At 46.1% G+C, this 19941-nt stretch carries 21 protein-coding genes; 8 read left to right on the forward strand and 13 right to left on the reverse strand.

Features of this window, described 5'->3' with window-relative positions; all coding sequences use genetic code 11:
• Positions 1–143 precede the first annotated feature (143 nt).
• A complete protein-coding gene (locus QUA47_RS24500; RefSeq protein ID WP_333432674.1) occupies positions 144–770 on the forward strand; it encodes a HEAT repeat domain-containing protein in 627 nt (208 codons plus the stop codon).
• On the opposite strand, the gene QUA47_RS24505 is transcribed toward QUA47_RS24500, so the two are convergent.
• Positions 759–1052, reverse strand: coding sequence for a DUF2103 domain-containing protein (locus QUA47_RS24505; protein ID WP_190732612.1), 294 nt, complete (start codon positions 1050–1052; stop codon positions 759–761). The two genes, QUA47_RS24500 and QUA47_RS24505, sit on opposite strands and share 12 nt — an antisense overlap.
• 106 nt (positions 1053–1158) lie before the next feature.
• Positions 1159–1620: a response regulator gene (locus tag QUA47_RS24510; protein WP_190732611.1), complete on the reverse strand. Its 462-nt coding sequence runs from the start codon at positions 1618–1620 to the stop codon at positions 1159–1161.
• Positions 1621–2048: 428 nt separating this feature from the next.
• On the opposite strand from QUA47_RS24510, the gene QUA47_RS24515 reads away from it, so the two are divergent.
• Positions 2049–2375 (forward strand): antibiotic biosynthesis monooxygenase, encoded by a 327-nt coding sequence (locus QUA47_RS24515; protein ID WP_190661662.1) that lies wholly within the window; start codon positions 2049–2051, stop codon positions 2373–2375.
• Here the strand turns inward: QUA47_RS24515 and cas6 are convergent, their stop codons facing one another.
• On the reverse strand, positions 2376–3257 hold the full coding sequence (gene cas6, locus QUA47_RS24520; RefSeq protein WP_333432675.1) for a CRISPR-associated endoribonuclease Cas6: 882 nt from the start codon (positions 3255–3257) through the stop codon (positions 2376–2378). It lies immediately after the preceding gene.
• A gap of 191 nt (positions 3258–3448) precedes the next feature.
• Entirely contained in the window at positions 3449–4531 is a 1083-nt protein-coding gene (locus QUA47_RS24525) for a class I fructose-bisphosphate aldolase (protein ID WP_190661658.1), read from the reverse strand.
• Positions 4532–4756: 225 nt separating this feature from the next.
• On the opposite strand from QUA47_RS24525, the gene QUA47_RS24530 reads away from it, so the two are divergent.
• The 4 genes from QUA47_RS24530 to QUA47_RS24545 all read left to right on the forward strand — a co-directional run bounded on the left by QUA47_RS24530 (position 4757) and on the right by QUA47_RS24545 (position 9136).
• Positions 4757–7387, forward strand: a complete 2631-nt coding sequence (locus QUA47_RS24530) for a M1 family metallopeptidase (RefSeq protein WP_333432687.1) — start codon at positions 4757–4759, stop codon at positions 7385–7387.
• A gap of 287 nt (positions 7388–7674) precedes the next feature.
• Entirely contained in the window at positions 7675–8091 is a 417-nt protein-coding gene (locus QUA47_RS24535; RefSeq protein ID WP_333432676.1) for an NUDIX hydrolase, read from the forward strand.
• A 140-nt stretch (positions 8092–8231) separates the two neighbouring features.
• Positions 8232–8801 carry a hypothetical protein gene (locus QUA47_RS24540; protein ID WP_333432677.1) on the forward strand — a complete coding sequence of 190 codons (570 nt, stop codon included), beginning with the start codon at positions 8232–8234 and terminating at the stop codon, positions 8799–8801.
• Positions 8789–9136, forward strand: coding sequence for a hypothetical protein (locus QUA47_RS24545; protein ID WP_333106549.1), 348 nt, complete (start codon positions 8789–8791; stop codon positions 9134–9136). Before QUA47_RS24540 ends, QUA47_RS24545 begins: the two co-directional genes overlap by 13 nt.
• Positions 9137–9141: 5 nt before the next feature.
• Here QUA47_RS24545 and QUA47_RS24550 read toward each other — a convergent pair whose 3' ends face one another.
• From QUA47_RS24550 to petC, 6 genes are all read right to left on the reverse strand, one after another.
• Complete coding sequence (locus QUA47_RS24550; RefSeq protein ID WP_006631243.1) at positions 9142–9624, reverse strand: hypothetical protein; 483 nt, start codon at positions 9622–9624, stop codon at positions 9142–9144.
• A 51-nt stretch (positions 9625–9675) separates the two neighbouring features.
• Complete coding sequence (locus QUA47_RS24555; RefSeq protein WP_333432678.1) at positions 9676–10728, reverse strand: FAD-dependent oxidoreductase; 1053 nt, start codon at positions 10726–10728, stop codon at positions 9676–9678.
• 142 nt (positions 10729–10870) lie between these two features.
• A complete protein-coding gene (gene psbQ, locus QUA47_RS24560; RefSeq protein ID WP_333284712.1) occupies positions 10871–11314 on the reverse strand; it encodes a photosystem II protein PsbQ in 444 nt (147 codons plus the stop codon).
• 111 nt (positions 11315–11425) lie between these two features.
• Positions 11426–12277 (reverse strand): alpha/beta fold hydrolase, encoded by an 852-nt coding sequence (locus QUA47_RS24565; protein ID WP_333432679.1) that lies wholly within the window; start codon positions 12275–12277, stop codon positions 11426–11428.
• 105 nt (positions 12278–12382) lie between these two features.
• Complete coding sequence (petA, locus tag QUA47_RS24570) at positions 12383–13372, reverse strand: cytochrome f (RefSeq protein WP_333284716.1); 990 nt, start codon at positions 13370–13372, stop codon at positions 12383–12385.
• Between the two features lie 165 nt (positions 13373–13537).
• Positions 13538–14080 carry a cytochrome b6-f complex iron-sulfur subunit gene (gene petC, locus QUA47_RS24575; protein WP_333432680.1) on the reverse strand — a complete coding sequence of 181 codons (543 nt, stop codon included), beginning with the start codon at positions 14078–14080 and terminating at the stop codon, positions 13538–13540.
• Between the two features lie 218 nt (positions 14081–14298).
• Here petC and QUA47_RS24580 point away from each other — a divergent pair, with 218 nt between their 5' ends.
• Positions 14299–14616 carry a DUF3067 family protein gene (locus QUA47_RS24580; protein ID WP_190661639.1) on the forward strand — a complete coding sequence of 106 codons (318 nt, stop codon included), beginning with the start codon at positions 14299–14301 and terminating at the stop codon, positions 14614–14616.
• A 366-nt stretch (positions 14617–14982) separates the two neighbouring features.
• Entirely contained in the window at positions 14983–15291 is a 309-nt protein-coding gene (locus tag QUA47_RS24585) for a carbon dioxide-concentrating mechanism protein CcmK (protein WP_006631236.1), read from the forward strand.
• Between the two features lie 117 nt (positions 15292–15408).
• On the opposite strand, the gene tatC is transcribed toward QUA47_RS24585, so the two are convergent.
• From tatC to QUA47_RS24600, 3 genes are all read right to left on the reverse strand, one after another.
• Positions 15409–16254, reverse strand: coding sequence for a twin-arginine translocase subunit TatC (tatC, locus tag QUA47_RS24590; RefSeq protein WP_333432681.1), 846 nt, complete (start codon positions 16252–16254; stop codon positions 15409–15411).
• 182 nt (positions 16255–16436) lie between these two features.
• Complete coding sequence (locus tag QUA47_RS24595) at positions 16437–17381, reverse strand: NAD(P)-dependent alcohol dehydrogenase (protein ID WP_333432682.1); 945 nt, start codon at positions 17379–17381, stop codon at positions 16437–16439.
• Positions 17382–17558: 177 nt separating this feature from the next.
• Positions 17559–19733, reverse strand: coding sequence for an EAL domain-containing protein (locus QUA47_RS24600; RefSeq protein WP_333432683.1), 2175 nt, complete (start codon positions 19731–19733; stop codon positions 17559–17561).
• Between the last annotated feature and the right edge of the window lie 208 nt (positions 19734–19941).

The raw sequence follows: 19941 nt of genomic DNA on the forward strand, positions 1-19941 counted from the left end.
CAGGCTATAAAGGCAATGGTTAACTCCGCTGTGCAGACCCCATCTTTAATCCCTCAAGTTTAGACCTGAATCCTTACATCCAAGAATCCCTGTGCCTTCAGGCCAGGGAGTGTCAAAATAGTCACGGTAAAGCTTACAAATAAATGGCATTAGAACTAATTCAGGCTGTCGAACAAGCAGATTCTTCCGAAGGCTTGTTAAACGCAGTCAAAGCACTGGCGGCAGCTTCCTCAAAACAAGCAATTCCTACCTTAATTACAGTGCTCGGTTACAACAACCCAGGCGCCGCTGTTGCCGCCGTTGATGGGCTAATTCAGCTCGGAGAACCTGCGGTGCTGCCGCTTCTAGAACAGCTTGACGGCTACAATTACGGGGCGAGAGCTTGGGCTGTTCGGGCTTTGGCGGGAATTGGCGACCCCAGGGGTTTGGAGATTTTGCTCGATGCAGCAGCGAATGACTTTGCTTTGAGCGTGCGGCGGGCCGCGGCGAGGGGTTTGGGGACTATTTGTTGGGAACTAATGCCGGCAGAACAAATAGCAGATGCTCAACTTCGCGCTGTGAAAACGCTACTGCAAGCGTCCCGAGATCCCGAATGGGTGGTTCGCTACGCAGCAGCGGGGGGTTTGCAAGCTTTGGCGGCTGCTGCGACTGTTAAACCGGATTGGTTAGCGGAAGTTTCGGCCAGACTTGAGGAAATCACCCACAGCGATGAAACTACTTCAGTTAGGGCTCGGGCTTTGCTTGCTAAGAAAATATTGTCACTTGGCTAGGGTTTGGGCGATCGTCTCTTCCAAGTCCCCTTGACTGAGAGTGGTTAATATAAAGACTTCTTGTACGGTTTTGCCCTGTCTGGCGATGATTTTAAATCCCCCGCGGATGGGTACTGACACTCTTAATGTCATGCGGGGGATGTGTCCTTTAACTTTGTTGATGACGCCCGGAGTGACAGTTTGAATGCCGATTTTTAGGGTGAGGCGCTCTAAAATTGGTATCAAACCGGGAAGGTGGGTAGAGTGATTCCAAACTAGGCGGCCTTTGGGTTGTGCGTTCATAAATATTTAACCAAATTCAACATACCCAGTCTAAGCCACCCCTGGCTGGAACCAATTTGAAATCCCCTCAACTTCTGTATCACTAACGTTACTGTGAGCGTCATTGTCAGCAAGCCGAGGCAATCTCAAACCGAGATTTTTGATTCCTGGCGCGCAAGCTAAGATTTGATGGCGCAGAATTGTCCTGTACTTTTTGATATTTTGGGTTGGCAACTGTCGGTTTTTCGAGTTGAGTGGCGATCGCCCGGAGCATTTCTGCGAGGCTGCAAGGTTTCTTGAGATAGCCGTCTGCTTTAAGTTCCAGCGCTTTTTCCATTTCTGAACCAGTCATAAAAATAAACGGAATGCTGGCGGTTGCAGGGTGCGATCGCACGGCTGCGAATACTTCAAAACCGTTTAGTTCTGGCATCATGACATCAGACAAAATTAAATCGGGAATTTCGGCTGCTAACTGGATACCGACTTTTCCGTTTTCAGCACCCACAGCTTCAAAACCGCGCGATTGCAGAAGTTCTAATACCGTTTCTCGAATTAAATCATCGTCTTCAATTACTAATATTTTTTTCATGGGTTTTAGCTGGATCTTTACTTTGTTTGTATTCCTCTGTTATTATTGTTACAGGTGAGTTTTAAAGAATTCAATAGGGTTATTGCAAAAAACCGCTTTTGACTGGCAACTTTTTACGGCTTTGTGTAGGCTCGCAGTTACACACAAGACTTGAGTTATCCGCAGCTTTACCTTGGGTACTAGCGGTAGAAGTCGCTCCAGGGTACCGAGGATTGTGAACGTCTAAAATCAGCGATTCAATAGTTTATTTAATAAAGATTCCAGCCGCCTGACTCAAAAAGTTTGTATTTGAGTGGCGATCGCAGTTACGTGTAATTAATAAATCCGCCGATGAGCTGAGGGCGAAACTCCAACCTGTGAAGTTCACAAATTTCGGGCGATCGGGTAAAATATAACTTGGTGTATCGCTATTGAGTGAGGAAAAAGATATGTCAGAATTTCTAGACTTTCTCAGACATCAGTTTGCCTACGTGGCCATTGGCGAATTTAAACCGGGAAAATTTAAAGAAGCCGAAGAACTTTTTGAAAAAGCCGTTGCAACTTATGCCACAGGTTTTAAGGGAGCGTATTTGCTGCAATTGCCCAATACAGACAAAGGTATTGCCATCATTTTTTGGGAAAGCGTAGAAGAGATGGCAGCCAATCAAAGCGAAGCTTATCAGGAAATATTAAAGCAGATGACGCCTTTGTTTGCGAAACTTCCCGACACTGATGTTTATGAAATAGTCAGTGAAATTCAGCCTAAAAGTGAATGATTAAAAATCCTGCAATCGGCGAGTCATTCCCATACCCATCGGCGTCTTTCGCCCGACTCCGCTGTAAAGCGCAAAATCTGCTAAAGTATTAATTTGCTTGATAGTAGCAGGAGCTATATCTCCCATAATTCGGTAACTAATATCGCCGACACAGCCAATAAATTTACTGCGAGAATCCGTACAAACTTCGGTTCGGATATCGAAGAAACTGGGAAAAATAGCTTCTGTGAAAGTAGGTTCGATCGCAATCCTGCTGTACTTGTTCCAGCGATTCGCTAAACTGCCAAAAATACTCTCACGAGTGGGCATAGCACTATCGTATACACCTTGCCGAAAATTAGTAGGAGTGCAAAAAGTAAAAGCAATTTGGCGCTCAGTTTCCGAAGCTCTCTCGAACAATTCGGCGTAAGTACAAAAGTTTACCCAAGGCTGGTTTGATTGCGGTTCGCTCAAAATATTAGTAATGTATATATTTGTCGGCCCGAGATGCCAAGGGCTCTCGAAATTAAGTTGCTGCCAAAGTTGAGTTAGGCGATCGAACAAACCGTCATCCAGCAGAGAAATTCGCCACCAAATCGGCGTATTTTCCTGAATAGCTTGCTTGTGTTCCCATTGTACAGCCTGCGAAATTGTGCGGGAAGCAGGAGGCAAAACTCTCTTTTGCGGCGGCGGCGTACTGCTTTTGTAAGGCTCTTTTCTCCTTACTTGGAAAGGGCTTAAAGTGAAAGCTTTTTCCTGAGATTGGTCGTGCAGGTACGCGCTCAAATCGGTGTCTACAGCACTCACAAGGTTCAAAAACAAAGCGTGGAGATGCCGTCCCGTTAAAAACTGGGATGGAATTGGTGCAACTGGCCGCAGGTTTAAAACAAGGCTGTAGGGCATTTTTAAATTTATATACGGTGTCTGTATAGATGTTCAGCTAGTATTAATACTACAGCTAAGTTGCCACTTAGATTAAGGAATTTAAATCACATAAGGTGCACAGTGTGCACCCTACGTTTACGACGATTTGTGGGTCGTGTCCACCTACATTTAGGTTGTAATATTGAGGCAAATCTCTGTGCGGTAAATTTTTAGGCGATCGAGATTTCTGGCGACAAATAAACGTCTTGGATGGCGTGGAACAATTTTACGCCTTCTTCAAAGGGACGCTGAAAAGTTTTGCGGCCGGAAATTAAGCCGCAGCCGCCAGCGCGCTTGTTGATTACCGCCGTGCGAATTGCTTCTGCAAAATCGCTTTTCCCCGAAGCACCGCCGGAGTTAATTAAACCCATCCTTCCCGCATAACAGTTGAGCACTTGATAGCGAGTTAGATCGATCGGGTGATCCGTTGTCAAATCCGAATAAACCCGCTTGTCGGTTTTGCCGTAACTGTGGTCGCTAGCTTTAGCAACTGCTCCATAGCCGTTGTTGCATTCGGGCAATTTCTGCTTGATAATGTCAGCTTGAATTGTCACTCCCAAGTGATTGGCTTGCCCGGTTAAATCGGCTGCAACGTGATAATCTTTGTCTTGTTTAAAGATATCGTTGCGGAGATAGCACCACAGAATTGTCGCCATTCCGTATTCGTGAGCGTGGGCAAAAGCCTGACTGACTTCTTGGATTTGTCGCGTCGATTCCGGCGAACCAAAATAAATTGTTGCTCCCACTGCAACCGCTCCCAAATTCCAAGCTTGCTCGACGGTCGCAAACATTATTTGGTCGAATTGATTGGGATAAGTCAGCAATTCGTTATGATTGAGCTTGACAATAAAAGGGATTTTATGCGCGTATTTGCGAGATACGCTTCCCAAAACTCCCAGCGTTGTCGCGACAGCATTGCAGCCAGCAGAGATTGCTAGTTTGATGATGTTTTCGCTGTCAAAATAGATGGGATTCGGTGCAAAAGAAGCGGCCGCCGAGTGTTCGATTCCTTGGTCTACCGGCAGGATGGATAAATAGCCGGTATTTGCCAAGCGTCCGCTAGAATAAAGTTGCTGAAGCGATCGCAAAACTTGGGGAGATCGATCGGTTTGAGCAAAAATGCGATCGACCCAATCCGGCCCCGGCAGGTGCAACAAATCTTTAGAAACTTTCGCTTGATGGGTGAGCAAGTCTTCGGCTTCGTCGCCAAGCCAAGATTCGATCGAACTGGGAACTGATAGTGTAGCTGTCATACAGATTTCCCTCTCAATTTCAATTGCAGGCTGATGATTACAGACATTAGCCTTGCTGATATTGTAGCGAAAAAATCATATTTTCCCTTCAGTCAACGATCGACCCAGTTTTTAACCAGATTAGGGACAACAGCAAGTAGGACGCGCTACTCTATAATAAGCTGGCACTTCAGGCGGATCTGCGCTGCCAGCGATCGCCGATCGACTCACAACTTTGCCACCACAATGTCACACACTTACTTTGATTCTGAAAACGGTCACAAATCCTTCGAGATGCCCGGTGCTCGGCCGCATTACAATCCCGATCGCCCCGGTCAAGTAGAGCATATTTTCCTCGACTTAGTGCTGAATATTCCCAAACAAAGCTTTCGCGGCACTTGCAGTATCCGCCTCAATCCAGTCCGCAGCGGTATTGACAAATTAACCTTAGATGCGGTCAACCTGAATATTAAATCAGTAAAAGTCGGCGAAATTGAGCAAAATTTCGACAGCGATGGCGAAGTGCTGCAAATTCAACTGCACGAACCCACCGAAGTTTACCAACCAATTACAATTGCGATCGAATACTCGGTGGAAAAACCCCAGCGCGGCCTCTATTTCGTCGGCCCGGACAAACACTATCCAGACAAACCAACACAAGTTTGGACTCAAGGCGAAGACGAAGATTCCCGCTTCTGGTTTCCCTGTTTCGATTATCCTGGACAACTCGCTACTTCAGAAATTCGAGTCCAAGTTCCGAGACAACTATTTGCTATTTCCAACGGGGAATTAATTAGTACAAAAAACGAAGGCGACGATAAAATTTATCACTGGTTTCAAAGCCAGGTACACCCGACGTATTTAATGACCTTAGCAGTCGGTGATTTTGCCGAAATTAAAGACGAATGGAACGGCAAACCAGTTAATTATTACGTGGAAAGAAGCCGCGAAGCAGACGCTAAGCGCAGCATGGGCAAAACGCCTCAAATGATTGAATTCTTTTCTGAAGCATTTGGCTATCCTTACCCTTTTCCCAAATACGCTCAAGTCTGCGTCGATGATTTCATCTTCGGCGGTATGGAAAATACTTCGACAACTTTGCTAACAGATAGGTGCTTGTTAGACGAACGTGCCACCCTCGACAATCGAGGTACTGAAAGCTTAGTCGCCCACGAATTAGCTCACCAGTGGTTCGGTGATTTAGTAGTAATTAAACATTGGTCTCATGCTTGGATAAAAGAAGGCATGGCTTCTTATTCCGAGGTGCTGTGGACTGACAAAGAATACGGCAAAGAAGACGCGGCTTACTATATGTTAAATGAAGCCCGCAATTATTTAGCTGAAGACAGTTCCCGCTACCGCCGCCCGATCGTTACTCACGTTTACCGCGAAGCCATTGAATTGTACGATCGCCATTTGTACGAAAAAGGCGCTTGCGTCTATCACATGATTCGCGCCGAGTTGGGCGACGAATTATTTTACAAAGCAATTCACACTTTTGTGCGGGATAACGCTCACAAAACTGTAGAAACCATCGATTTGCTCAGGGCGATAGAAAAGGCTACCGGTCGCAATCTCATGTTTTTGTTTGACCAGTACGTTTATCGCGGCGGTCATCCCGATTATAAAGTTGCTTATTCCTGGGATGGCGACAGCAAATTAGCAAAAGTTACTGTCACCCAAACTCAGGTAAAAGATAGCAAAAATGACAACGGCAACAGCAAAGAGGTCTTTGACCTAAAAATTCCCATAGGCTTCGGTTACAAGCCGGAAAAAGATGCAGAAGATAACAGTTATGCTCGTTCTACTGCTAACCTAAAAACTTTCACCGTCAGAATATACGAACGCGAGCAAAGCTTCTATTTTCCCCTAGAAGAGAAGCCGGCGTTTATCAGTTTTGATGTCGGCAATAGTTACTTAAAAACAGTTGTTTTAGAGTATGGAGTGGCGGAGCTCAAAGCTCAGTTGCAATTCGATCCAGACCCTGTTTCCCGGATTTACGCTGCCCACGCTTTGGCGAAAAAGGGAGGGCTGGAAGCGGTGAAAACGCTGTCAGAAGTTCTCAAGAAAGAGCCGTTTTGGGCAGTACGGGCCGAAGTGGCGGGCCAGTTAGCTGAAATTAAACTCGACCAAGTTTTTGAAGGTTTAGTAAGTGGTTTAAAAGATAAAGATGCTCGTGTTCGTCGCGCTGTGGTGAATGCGCTGGGTAAAATCCCAACTCACGAAACTTATAAAGGGCTGAGGTCGATCGTGGAAAAAGGCGACGACAGCTATTACGTAGAAGCAGCAGCAGCGAGTGCTATGGGCTCCATTGCAGGGGCTAACCCCGACGAAAAACCGACCGACGAACAGGTACTGAAAGAGTTAAAATTGGTGCTGAAAGAGCGTCAGGGCTGGAATGAGGTAGTGCGATCGGGTGCGATCGCAGGTTTGGCGCACATGAAAACTTCTGAAGATGCGCTGAATCTAATTTTGAAATACACTGCGGCGGGTACTCCGCAAGCTTTGCGCTTGGCTGCAATTCGATCTTTGGGCACAATTTCGGCTGGTCAAACTAAGGTCAATTTAGAACGGATTTTGCAGCGATTGGCAGAATTATCTAAAGAGACGTTTTTCTTGACTCAAGTCTCTGTAGTAGCGGGATTAGGACAAATGCAAACTCGCAAAGCAATTCGCATTTTGCGTTCTTTAGCTGACCAAACTCCCGATGGCCGCGTTCGCCGCATGGCTGATGAAGCTGTGCAAAGAGTGCAGAAAAATGCTGGTTCTGATGCAGCGGTAAAGCAGTTGCGGGAGGAATTAGACCAGGTGAAAAAGGAGAATCAAGATTTGAGGAGTCGGATGGAAAATTTGGAGGCTAAGGCGAAGAAAGATTAGGTGTAAAACCCCATACCGGCGCAGATAAAGGCCGATATTGGCGCTCGGCTTTTATCTGCTTGTCGGTAGAGGATTGCGCCAGGTTATTATAATAATATTATTGTTCAGTGGGAGTGCATTGGAATTTCCTATTTTCCACATAGGGGAAAAGCCCAATATCTCTATTCTCCACTTTGTTGTCTCTCAACCGGGGAATTAGCGCAAATCAGGATGCAATGTTTATTTTTTAGTTGTCAACTTTTGATGAAGTTGCAGTAGCGTTTTTACCCATAAATATTGCAGAACTCATGAGTATAAGAAGCGCTGTATTGATTGAGCAATCGGGGGTAATTCCCTATCGTATTCAAGATGGAAAAATTGAAGTAATGCTAATTACTTCTTCGGCTAGCAAGCGCTGGGTGATTCCTAAAGGATTAATTGAACCTGACATGACTCCCCAAGATTCCGCCGCCAAGGAAGCTTGGGAAGAAGCAGGTTTGTTGGGTAAAGTGTTCCCTGATTTGCTGGGAACATACGAGTATCAAAAGTCCGGCTATATTTGTCAGGTAGGGGTATTTTTAATGCAAGTGCAAGCAGTTCTGGAAATTTGGCCCGAAGCTAGCAAGAGAAAGCGGCAGTGGGTAAGTATTCCTAAAGCAATTAAGCGGGTCAACGAACCGGAACTCAAACTCATTTTGGGGGATTTGCCGAATCGGTTCTGGTGAAGAGTCATCGGTAAGGGCGGGTTTACCAATAGTTTGGTTTTCAACCATAAATTCGGGTGAACTCGCTAAAAGAACAACATGGCTGAAGACTATATGCTGTAAGATTCTGGAGATGCGATCGCCCGGAGCCATCTCCTCAGATGACCAACCTTAACCCGATTAAAATTCTCTTCCTGAATGACCTGCGCGAGAACAAGCCCGAACGTCCAGGCTGGTCACTCACCTTCGGAGCCATCTGTGCAGATGCAGCCGCCGTTTGCCTCGACGATGGAGGACACTCTATCCCTGTGACGCTGACAATCGAGGGGATTCAACCCTGTGAAATCCAAATTCAATGGGATGCGATCGATGATACTATCCGTCGGTTCAACGCCGATCGGGAAGTTGCCACTGAATATGGAGCCTACGGTATCGCGGCGCTCATCATGCCTCACCTCACTGGACTCACCATCATCGAACGCTCAGTCAAAGGTAAAAGCTTAGGTTTTGACTTTTGGCTTGGTTCGCTCGAAGATCCAGGCACGCTATTTCAGCGCAAAGCCCGCTTAGAAGTCTCCGGGATTCGTAAAGGTTCTGACAGCATTATTCAAGCCAGAGTTAACATCAAATTAGAACAAATCCGCCCTTCAGATGACGTAGCTCCTGGCTATGTATCTGTAATTGAGTTCGGTACTCCCAAAGCACGGATCGTCAAAAAATGCAGACCGTAGAAGCCCTTCACCACGAAGCAATGGAACTGGTCGATCGAGCCGTTCTCGCCCGTCAGTGCGGTGATATCGACCAAGTGACTGCACTCACCAGAGCCGCCTTTGCGAAAGAACGGGCGGCAGCGGATTTAGTAGCAAACGAATGGGATTTTGAGCCTACTCGTTCTATACTGCATCGGAGCGCCGCCGTACTTGCCATTGAGTGTACCCAACTCCGGGAAGCAGAACGGCTGATTGGACGCGCCCTCGCAGGCAACCCTCCCACGGACATTGCTGATGAACTGCGTGACCTGCTTATAGAAGAAATTTACTCGCAGCGCCAAGCGATTGGAGCTTAATTTATTTAGGCGTTAGCTGAGAGGAAAGGAATGCTTTCGGCTAAGTTATCCTTAACTTCAATTCCCTGTTTTCTCGCCCAAAACTGGCTCAAAAAGTGGATTTGTCGCAAGCCGACAACTAAATTTAAACCTGGTACAAAAATCCACCAAACTGTTAGCGGTTCTTTGATTCCTTCTTGGCGGTACAATTCGTTCACTGTGTTGTAAAGTTTGAACTGCACGATGTAAATCCAAGCAATACCGAGCAAGGAAAACCAACCAAACCATCCGGGAACGTCAGGATCGAATATCCGCAAAGCTTGAGGGACGGCTACTCCTAAAACAAAGGGAAGCAAGCAAAGAGTTCCCGACCAACCGCTGCCGTTATAGCGACGCAATTCTTCTTGAATAATCCATTTGTACCATCCGTAATATAGCAGCAAGCTGACTCCAGACAGCAAAATTACTCGCCACAAAGAGCGCGGTTTACCTAAAGGTTTGTCGGACATATTTAGATGTAAGATATGAATGGCTATCTTGATTGTATTAACATTTGTTAATTATTGCAAAATCATTTCTCGAATCGATCGCGCTGTTGCAGGGGCAAGCAGAACACCGTTGCGATAGTGGCCGCTGGCGATGAGAACGCGATCGTTACCGGGAAGCGTGTCGATAATTGGGGCCGGTCGCCCTTCCGGCCGCGGGCGCAATCCCGACCATTTCCTGATGATTTCAGCTTCTGCTAAGGCCGGACAAAGCAAACTCGCCCTCGCCATCACTTGCGCCAACATATCAGCATTCGCCTGAATTTCCCCGCCATTTTCGGAAAACTCCACTGTCGCCCCCACCCAAAATTCCTGATTTCCCAGAGGCACAATGTGAACGTCATCGCACGTAATTACTGGGCTAAAATCAGGGTTTCCTAAAGGATTGGCCGATCGCAAATGCAGCGCTTGTCCCAACACCGGGCGAATGTCAACCAACTGATTTAACGATGCAGTCACAGCAGCAGAACCCAAACCAGCGCAAACAATTAGTCGATCAAACTCCAAACTAGCAGCAATCTCCGCTGCTTCAACGGGCACCCCAAACTTAAAAATCACCCCATTTCGTTCCGCAGCATCAATCAAAGCCAAAGTTAGCGCCGTCGGATCGACTTGCCGGTCTTGAGGCGAATAAATCGCAGCAATAATGCGATCGCTTAAATAGATATGAGGGCAGCGATCGCGCCCTCGTTCTACATCCCAAAGTTCCAATTGCCAACCTTGAGACCGGCGAGTTGCTATCAAATTTTCCCACTTAATTAAATCCTCTCCCTCCGAACAAAGCATTAAAATTCCTTGTTTGTTAAAAGGAATTTTTCGCCCCGTAACTGCTTCCAATTCTGGAATCAAAGTTTCGTAGCGCTGAAGGCTGGTTTCCCTCAACTGCCAATTTCTACCCTTAGTTTTGTGGCTGATAACTCCCATCAAAACACCGAGTGCCGCGCCAGTAGAACCTTGTGCCGGCGGCTGTTTGTCGAACACAGTAACTTTCAGTTCGGGAAATTGACTTAGTTCAAAGGCGATCGAAGCGCCAATAATACCGCAACCAATAATTGCAACGCGAATCATTCAATTTTAGATTTTAGATTTTAGATTTTAGATTTTAAATTTTAGATTTTATAGAAGTTTCTCGTAGTTTTTCGTAGGGTGCACACGGAGCCGATTATCTTCTCGGTGAGCCGTGTGTACCCTCTGCCAAGCCCTAAAGCTATTAAGCTTTAGGAATTAGCTGCAAAAAGGTATCGAAATCATTGACAGCTTTTTGATAGCTGGCCGTGACTTTTGCATAGTCAAGCTCTTTAGCAGCAAGATCGATGTTAACCAACTCGGTAAACAAACTCTTAGTTAAATCAACAGCTTGTTGTTGAGAACTAGGCAACAAACTCGCAGAGACGGTTTTCATGGTGTTCCGCAAGTCGCCTAGAGGCCCGTGAATGTAAGTTCTGGTATCAACCCAATTTTGTTTTTGAATTAAGGTTCCCAGTTTATCCATGCGCGATCGGAACTCTGTCAGGGTAGGAACATAGCGCTGAATTTGCTGGGTCTGGGCTGCTGTGTAAGTCGTTGGAACTTTTGCTTCGACACTGCTGCAACTAACCAGAAATGCCATCAAAAACGCCATCATCAAGGCAAAAATTGAACGGGGACGAGTCATATCGATTTTAGATTTTAGATTTTAGATTTCTCGTTCTCTGGCACTGCCTGGGAATGCAGCTCGGCGAGGAGCTGGTTCACTGACCTAGCACCGAGAGTTATGTACAAAATATTATTTTACCTCCTGGCGGCGCAGAAAAGTGATCACAGAATTGCCAACTTTTTCTGACCAATGTTCTTGAGGATAATGCCCCGCTTGTTCCAGTGTGACTAACTCTGCATTTTGCAGGGAACCGACTAACTTTTGAACTGGTTCAACACTCAGCCAAGGATCTGTCAAACCCCAGACAAATAAAGTTGGTCGAGTCCATCCTTTCAAGCCGGATTCAATTTCGGCCATTGACTGCGGCAATTGAATATTGCGGACAGTATTCATCAGCGATCGACCTGCATCCGAACTCTTCAAAAACGGGCCGCGGTAAACATCTAAATCCTTGTCTGATATTGTCTGGCGGCTGCCACCTTCGAGAGTTCTGTCAACCAAAAGCGGGTCTTGCGTCATCATGTCGCCAATAAAAGGCAGTCCCAACTGCTGCATTTTCCAAGGCAATTTGATATCTGCTGAAACTGGTGTATTTATGATGGCTAGACGATCAATTTTATCGGGATTGCGTAAAGCGTATTGAATCCCGGCTGAAGCTAAAAATCCTTGGACAACGAGGGAAAAGCGCTCTAATTCTATAGCTTGAATAAAGCCAGCGAGGGCGTCAACAAAAGCATCGGGAGTGTAGGCAAAGTCGCGCTTGTCTGGTTTTGCCGATCGCCCGTAGCCCACCCAATCAGGGGCGATCGATCTAAATCCCTGTGCAGCCAAATCCGGCATAATTACAGTCCAGGTAAAACTCTGGGACGGCAAACCGTGCAGCAGCAGTACGGGCGGTTTAGCAGTTTCGTTAACCGGATTTGTTTCCCGATAAAACCATTTCAGCGGGCCTACTTCAACTATCTTCTCATCAATTAACATTATTTTACTGGTTATTTATCAAAGAATAAGGCGGGGAATACCCGCCCTACTTACCTAATAGTTGGGTGTGCACCGATCGCCTTACCCAACTAATTACAGCCGCACTTAGAAATTCATTTCAGCAGCTTGAACTTTTTCGACCTGTTTCTTCTTGAGAACCAGCATAATTTGAGCCAGCATGGTCAAAGCCACGAAAGCCATCAATCCTTTAACTCGATCGGCACTTTGCAGCACAATCTCCACGTCTTTTTGACCGAAACCGCCCACATTAGGATTGTTCGTCAAAAGTTCGCCTGCTGCAACTGTTTGTCCTTCGGAAACAATCAGTTCTGGACCAGCAGGAATCGTATCAACAACGGCTGCACCTTCGGCAGGTTGAATTGTCACTTGATAACCGCCATCTTCAGGTTGAGCAATCTTAGAAATGCTGCCAGCTACCGAAGCATTGTAAACAGTATTATTGCTCTTTTCGCCAGTAGGATAAACCTGACCGCGACCGCGGTTGCCACCAACATAAATTTGGTATTTGCCGTAGTGAACGGACTTGTCAGTTTCCGGATTCGGCGACAAAACAGGGAATACCAATTCTTTGTACTGTTCTCCCGGTACTGGGCCCACTAAAACAATATTTTCTTGGGTTTCGCTGTAAGGTTGGAAGTAAAGATCGCCGACTTTTTCCTTCATTTCTTCGGGAATTCTGTCAGCGGGAGCAATCTTGAAACCTTCGGGCAACATCACTACAGCGCCTACATTCAAGCCGCTTTTGCTGCCGTCGCCCCCAACTTGCTGCACGCTAGTATCGTAGGGAATCTTGACAATAGCTTCAAACACCGTATCTGGCAAAACAGATTGCGGTACTTCAACTTGAGTCGGTTTTGCACCGAGGTGACAGTTAGCGCAAACAATGCGGCCTGTTGCTTCGCGGGGAGTAGCGGGTGCAGTTTGCTGAGCCCAGAAAGGGTAAGCAAATGCTGCTTGGGGAAGTGCGATGTCGCTGGTGAGGAAAAATGCTGCGGCTGCGATCGCAATTAAGGCTGTTTTCGCGATCGTCCTGGCACTGCGGCGAAATATCGCAGATAAATTAGTTTGTGGCATTAGAGTATTCAATCTCAAAGGTCAGACAATTTTGGATTTTGGATTTTGGATTTTGGATTTTGGATTTTGGATTTTGGATTATGAGAGTGCTTTAGGGATGCAGTTATCTGTGGTTTTCACCATTCACCCCCTATCTAAAATCTCAAATCTAAAATCCAAAATAGTTTAAGACCACCAAGGTGCTTCGCCGGTGCGGAAATCTGTTTCTGTCCAAGTTGTAAAAGCGATCTTGTCATCTGCGACAGTGGCGTGGGCCAAGGCCAGAGACAAAGGCGCGGGGCCGCGCACCACTTTGCCCTCATTGTTGTATTGAGAACCGTGGCAAGGACAGATAAACTTGTTTTCGCTAACATTCCAAGGCACGACGCAACCCAAGTGAGTGCAGACTGCATTGATGCCGTAGTCGGCGATAGATTGGTCTTCTTTCACCACAACATAGGTGGGGTCGCCTTTGAGACCTTGGGCTAAGCTGCGATCGCCCGCAGGGTGCGAAGCCAAATATTGACTAACGATGATGTCGTTACCCAAAGCATCTTTAGCTGTCACTCCGCCACCAACTGCCCCACTCGCCGGAGGAACAAAATATTGGACAACGGGATAGAGTGCGCCCAGTGCCACACCTGTGACTGTACCGAACGTCAGCAAATTCATAAATTGGCGACGCCCCATATCGGGGACATCGGGATTTCCAGCAGAAGATTGAGCCATGACCTGCCTTTACGGTTTTAAGTTACGTTTGTTTGTTTGTTAGCTGTTAGCGAACCTGTACGTGCAGAGGAAGGAGGATAATTGCCGTTAATCTGCTCGCACAAATTTTAGGCCGCGAAAATTCCTTTTAAGAATGCGCCTTCCAGCCTTTATTAGAGTATTATTACATTTTTTGAACTTTGTCTTTTATTGTTTAATGGATTAACTCAGGAGCAACCATGACGGGCAAGGATTTACACCAGCTACTGCTAGAAAAATGGGGAAAGTCTTACGATATCAGATTGCGGCGAACACGGGGCAAGATTTTTGTGCAAGTTATGTGGAAATATTTAGAACAGGCATCTTTTCCGATGACGGAGGCTGATTATTTCGAGCATTTGGATGCGGTGGCCAATTACCTCAACGGCTGGGGGAGCACAGAACAGGTGAGAGAATATATCGTAACTACTCGCGATCGCCCCCGCTTGGGTAAAGCTGTCAGCGTTCCTCTAGATTTGGGTGAAAGAGCCTCGGAGTGGTTGCTAGACGAGTTTTGAATCACCCATCAGTCCTCTGTTATTAGTCCTGAGTCATATCAAATCCAGTTACATCCGAATGATACCGGAGTGCGAGTGTCCCGCTTGGCTCCGCTGTGCTAAACCAGATCGCTACATCCGAAGGATTCCGGAGTGGGAGGGTTCCGCTGGACTCTGCTGTGCGAAGCCAGACTGTGTGGCGGGCTTTGCGGCGCGCTTCCTGCTGTGTGATGTAAATGCCGCAACAGTTTCTGGGGCTTTTTAGGGGCTTTTTTAATTTTGGGCGATCGGACTTCTAGCTTACCAAAATCATCCGAAGCAATTTCTGTCAACAATTTCACATACAATGAGTGTCAGATATCTTGTGAAATTTAGGAGAATGTTGTAATGGGTGTTGCACTGGGAATGGTTGAAGTCTTAGGATTTCCCGCTGCAGTAGAAGTTGCGGACTCAATGGTGAAAGCAGCCCGTGTTACTTTAGTTCGCTATGAGAAAATAACCCGCGCCTACTGGACAATTATAGTGCGAGGAGATGTTTCTGAAGTGCAAGCAGCCGTTGCTGCTGGAATTGAATCAGTTAAAAAGGTCGATGGCGGAAAGTTGCTATCGTATCACATAATTGCTCGTCCCCACGAGAATCTGGATTACGTTTTGCCGATCGGCTACACTCCTGAAGTCGAACAGTTCCGAATGTAGTCAAAGTTTTGACAAAACTTTGGTGTTGAATTTTAACTTTTAGTAATTATAGAGGCGCGGGCGATCGCGTCTCTATATTTTTTGGGCTGCGAGTCGATCGATCTTTCTGTGGAGTTTTTAGCGTCCTAAAAGCTTTACCAAACCAACCCCCCCAAAATACAAGCTCAGCACCGCACCTCCTAAAAGACTTTGCGTTAAAGGGTCAGTAGAAGGCGTTAAAACCGCTCCCAAAACTGCGGCTCCCAAGACTACATACCGCCAGCCGGAGAGCATTTGGTTGGAAGAAACTATGCCCAAAACTCCGAGCAATACTTGGAGAATCGGGATTTGAAAAGCTAAGCCGGTGCTGAACATTAACAGCAGCACAAATTTAAAGTATTTGTCGATCGACCACAACTGCTCTACAACATCCGCTCCATAGGTGACAAAGAAGTTGAGCGCCGCCGGAATCAGAGCGATGTAAGCAAATACTAACCCGCCCAAAAATAGGAAACTCGAACCGAAAAACACCGGCCCCAGCAACCTGCGTTCTTTCCGAGTCAAACCGGGGAGAACAAACAGCGCTATCTGGTAAAAAATAAACGGAGTGGCGATCAGCAAACCGCTGTATCCAGCTACTTCGATAGAAACAAAGAAATACTCGCCGGGAGCTAGTTGCAGAAACTTGACGGGCCCGGCCGGTACTTCTAACAGTTGCACGATGGGTTTAACTGTGAAAAAACAACCGATTACAGCGATTACTACTGCAATTAGCGAGTAGAAAAGTCGCATACGCAATTCTTCTAAATGCTCGAATAAAGACATCTCAACTTCGTCGGGAAGTTCGTCGAGAAATTCGTTTTCTAAGTTGCGGGAACCCATCGCACCGCCTGCGATTGGTGCAATGCTGTTTTCCGGGCTAATTGCTTCGAGGTTGTTGTCGGAACCTTGTTCGGATGTCTCCAAGTTTGAGGGAGCAGTCATAGGGAATGGGTAATTGGTAATGGGTAATTGGAAATTGGTAATTAATTGGAATTGGAAATTGAGAATAGTTATTTCATATTTGCTCCGACTTCCTTCTTCATTCTTTATTCTGACTTCAGCAGCAGAAGGAACGATCGATAATTAATCCGTGTAGCGGTGTCAAAACCCGTGTCGTGCCTTCATTATTCAATCACGATCGCAATTTTGCCGATCGCGCGGCCGGTTTCGCTGTAAGCGTGGGCTGCTGCTACTTCTGCTAAGCTGTAAGTGCGATCGACAATCGGCTCAACTTTATCGGATTCTATTAACTCCCGCAAAGCCTCTAAATCGCTGGGATTGGCATTGGCTAGAATGAATTTAGCTTTTTTACCCGATAAAAACCAGCTCGTTAACATCGGTGCGAGGTTCTCGAAACTTGGCAAAGTCGAGATATAAACTCCCTCTGGTTGCAGCACTTTTTCGCATTCAGCAAATGTTCTTGTCCCGACAGCATCTAAAATTATATCATATTTATCGGCTTGTTGAGTAAAGTCAATTTCTGCGTAATCCAGGACAAAATCGGCTCCCAAACTCTTGACCAATTCTCTATTTTTAGCACTGCAAACTCCCGTCACTTCCGCATTCATTGCTTTCGCAAATTGCACGGAAAAAGTGCCGACTCCGCCGGAAGCGCCGTTAATCAATACTTTATTTCCTGCTTGAATTTGACCCAAATCCCTGAGCGCTTGCAAAGCAGTTAAACCTGCGATCGGTACTGCTGCTGCTTCTGCATGAGTGATGTTTTTCGGTTTAATTGCCACATCCGATTCTGCCACGACCGCATATTCGGCGCAAGCACCCCCACTGATGGGATTTAAGAAGGTATAAACTTCATCTCCGGGTTGAAATTGGGTGACTTCCCGGCCGACTTCCACGACAACTCCCGATATATCAGAACCGACTATTCGAGGAAAGTTAAATCCTGTTAATAGTTGCAGGTGTCCTTGCCGGATTTTCCAGTCTACGGGATTGACGCTGCTAGCGCGAACTCGCACTAACAATTCGTTGGATTTGGCGATCGGCTTTTCCAACTCTCGGTATTGCAATTCCTCGGCTGAACCGTAGCGATCGAACGCAACTGCTTTCATGGCCAATTTTCCGGTTTATTTCCAATACAACACTCAATCCTTTACAATTACAGCACATTCGATCTAAATGTGACACAGTAAATTGAGCGAGCCTTGTAGCAGCGGGCGATCGACTCTTGGAGGCCTCCAGACAATGGGCAGGCGTGAGGCAATGGGTTCGCTGGCCCAGTGCGATGGCTAGCGATTAAAATTAATAGGGACGGGGCGGGCGATCCCATAACCCTGAGCATAATCTACTCCAATCTCCCGCAATTTTTCTAAGATAGTCTCGTCTTCGACAAACTCAGCTATAGTTTCAAGATTCATCGCATGGGCAATACGATTAAAGCCTTCAACCAGGGCTTGAGAAATCAAATTATGACTAATATTCTTGACAAAAGCACCATCAATTTTTAGATAATCCACGGGTAAATTGAGCAGATAAGCAAAGGAACTCAACCCACTGCCAAAATCATCTAAAGCAAAGCAACACCCAATCTTTTTGAGTTCGCTCATGAAATACCTGGCTTGCTCAAAGTTTGCGATCGCTGCGGTTTCTGTGATTTCAAAACCAATGGCTTGTGGGGGGACTTGGTAGCGAGAAAATTGTTCGATTAAAAGCCTGAGAAACTGATTGTTACTAATGCTAGCCCCAGAAAGATTGATCGTATACAAGCCTTGACTAAGAACATCTTTATCCGGCAATTTGTGATAATTAGAGAAAAAAGTTTCGATTACCCAGCAATCGATCTCAGTTATCAAGCCGTAACGCTCGGCCGCGGGAATAAACTCATTTGGAGATACTATTTTTCCATCTTCGTCCAGCATTCTGAGCAAAATCTCATAATGCTCTACTAATGGTTTAGAGGTAATAGAGACAATCTTTTGGTAATAGAGACAAAAACTATTGGTTTCCAGCGCTCGGGTGATTTTGGCAATCAACTGCCTCTCACCACGTTGTTTAATTAGTTCGCCATCATCTAGACGATAAATATGAACACAGTTTCGCCCTCTGGCTTTGGCGGCATAACAAGCTGCATCAGCCGCTCCCAGAAGCTCCATCAAATTTTGGGTGGTGTGGTCAATGGCCACAACTCCAATGCTGACTCCGATGATAAAGGTGTTGCCATTCCAAATAAACCGAAATTGATGCACTAGGTCTTTGAGGTTTTCCGCAATCTGAGTTGCTTGAGATAGTGGACATTGAGTGAGCAAAAGACCAAATTCATCACCTCCCAAGCGAGCCAGTGTGTCATTACCGGGGAGTCCCTTTTGTAAAAGTGTAGTGATTTGTCGCAGTAGCTCATCCCCAGCAATATGACCTGCGGTATCGTTAATGACTTTGAACTGATCTAAATCTAAATAACAGAGAGCGTGCTGCTGATTGCTATCTTCAACAGAAGCGATCGCCTCAACTAAATGTTGCTCAAATCTTCGACGGTTGATTAACCCCGTCAGGGCATCGTGACTGGCTTCCCAAGAGAGTTGACGGCTGAGATAGCGCGATTCAGTAACGTCATGAAAGACCATAACTGCCCCGATAATTTGACCTTTACGGTCTCGAATCGGTGCTGCCGAGTCAGCAATGGGATACTCGGTTCCATCATGGGCAATCAGAATAGTATTGTGAGGTAAGCTCACAATTCGCTGCTCTAATAGAGCCTTGTTTATAGGATTCTCTACTGGCTCTCCCGTTACGGAATCAACAATTAGGAAGACTGTAGAAAAGGGAACTCCTTGAACCTCATGAGCCTTCCAGCCTGTCAGTCGCTCAGCTATAGGATTGAAATATCTCACATTACCTTCGGCATCAGTAGTAATGACCGCATCGCCAATTGATTCCAGTGTCACTTGAGCCAATTCCTTTTCGGCAAAGAGAGACTCTTCGAGACGTTGCCGTTCTTCAATTTCTATCAAGAGACGTAAATTCTGCTTTTGGAGTTTTTGTTGCAACCTTCCGATAGTTAGGTGGGTTTCGACACGAGCTAATACTTCTTCGACTTGAAATGGCTTAGCAATATAATCTACCCCTCCAGCAGCCAGCCCTTGCACCTTATTGAAAGTTTCATTTAGCGCACTTAAAAAAATTATTGGAATGTCTGCAGTGCGCTCATCAGATTTTAATTGTCTGCAAACTTCATAACCATCCATATCAGGCAATTTAATGTCGAGTAAAATTAACTCCGTCGATGGCGATTGGGCGGCTCTGAGCGCCAGTGCCCCTGTTATTGCACTGCGAACTTTATAACCCTCGGCCCTCAAAGTATCCCTGAGAAGACGCAGGTTATCAGGCAGATCGTCAACAATTAAAACATTGCCTCGGTAGTTTGTAGGTACATCGCTACTTCTATCGCTAGTTCTATCGACAATCATATTAATTTCCCTAGTTTCCTGCTAGAGGAATAAAAGCGTATGCACAAATAGTATAGTTGAATTATGAGGTTATAAAGGTCACTTTACGCAGAAAGAAGTCCTGCGAGTACGGAGATATTGAGCTGGCAAGGGGGCGCAGCCCTACAAAGTCTGCATTGTTCAGGTAGGAGCAGTCCCCCCGTGGTTGTCCTTCTTCGCTTCGCCTAAC

Origin of the sequence: Microcoleus sp. MON2_D5, from assembly GCF_036701905.1 — a bacterium.
Classification (GTDB): domain Bacteria; phylum Cyanobacteriota; class Cyanobacteriia; order Cyanobacteriales; family Microcoleaceae; genus Microcoleus.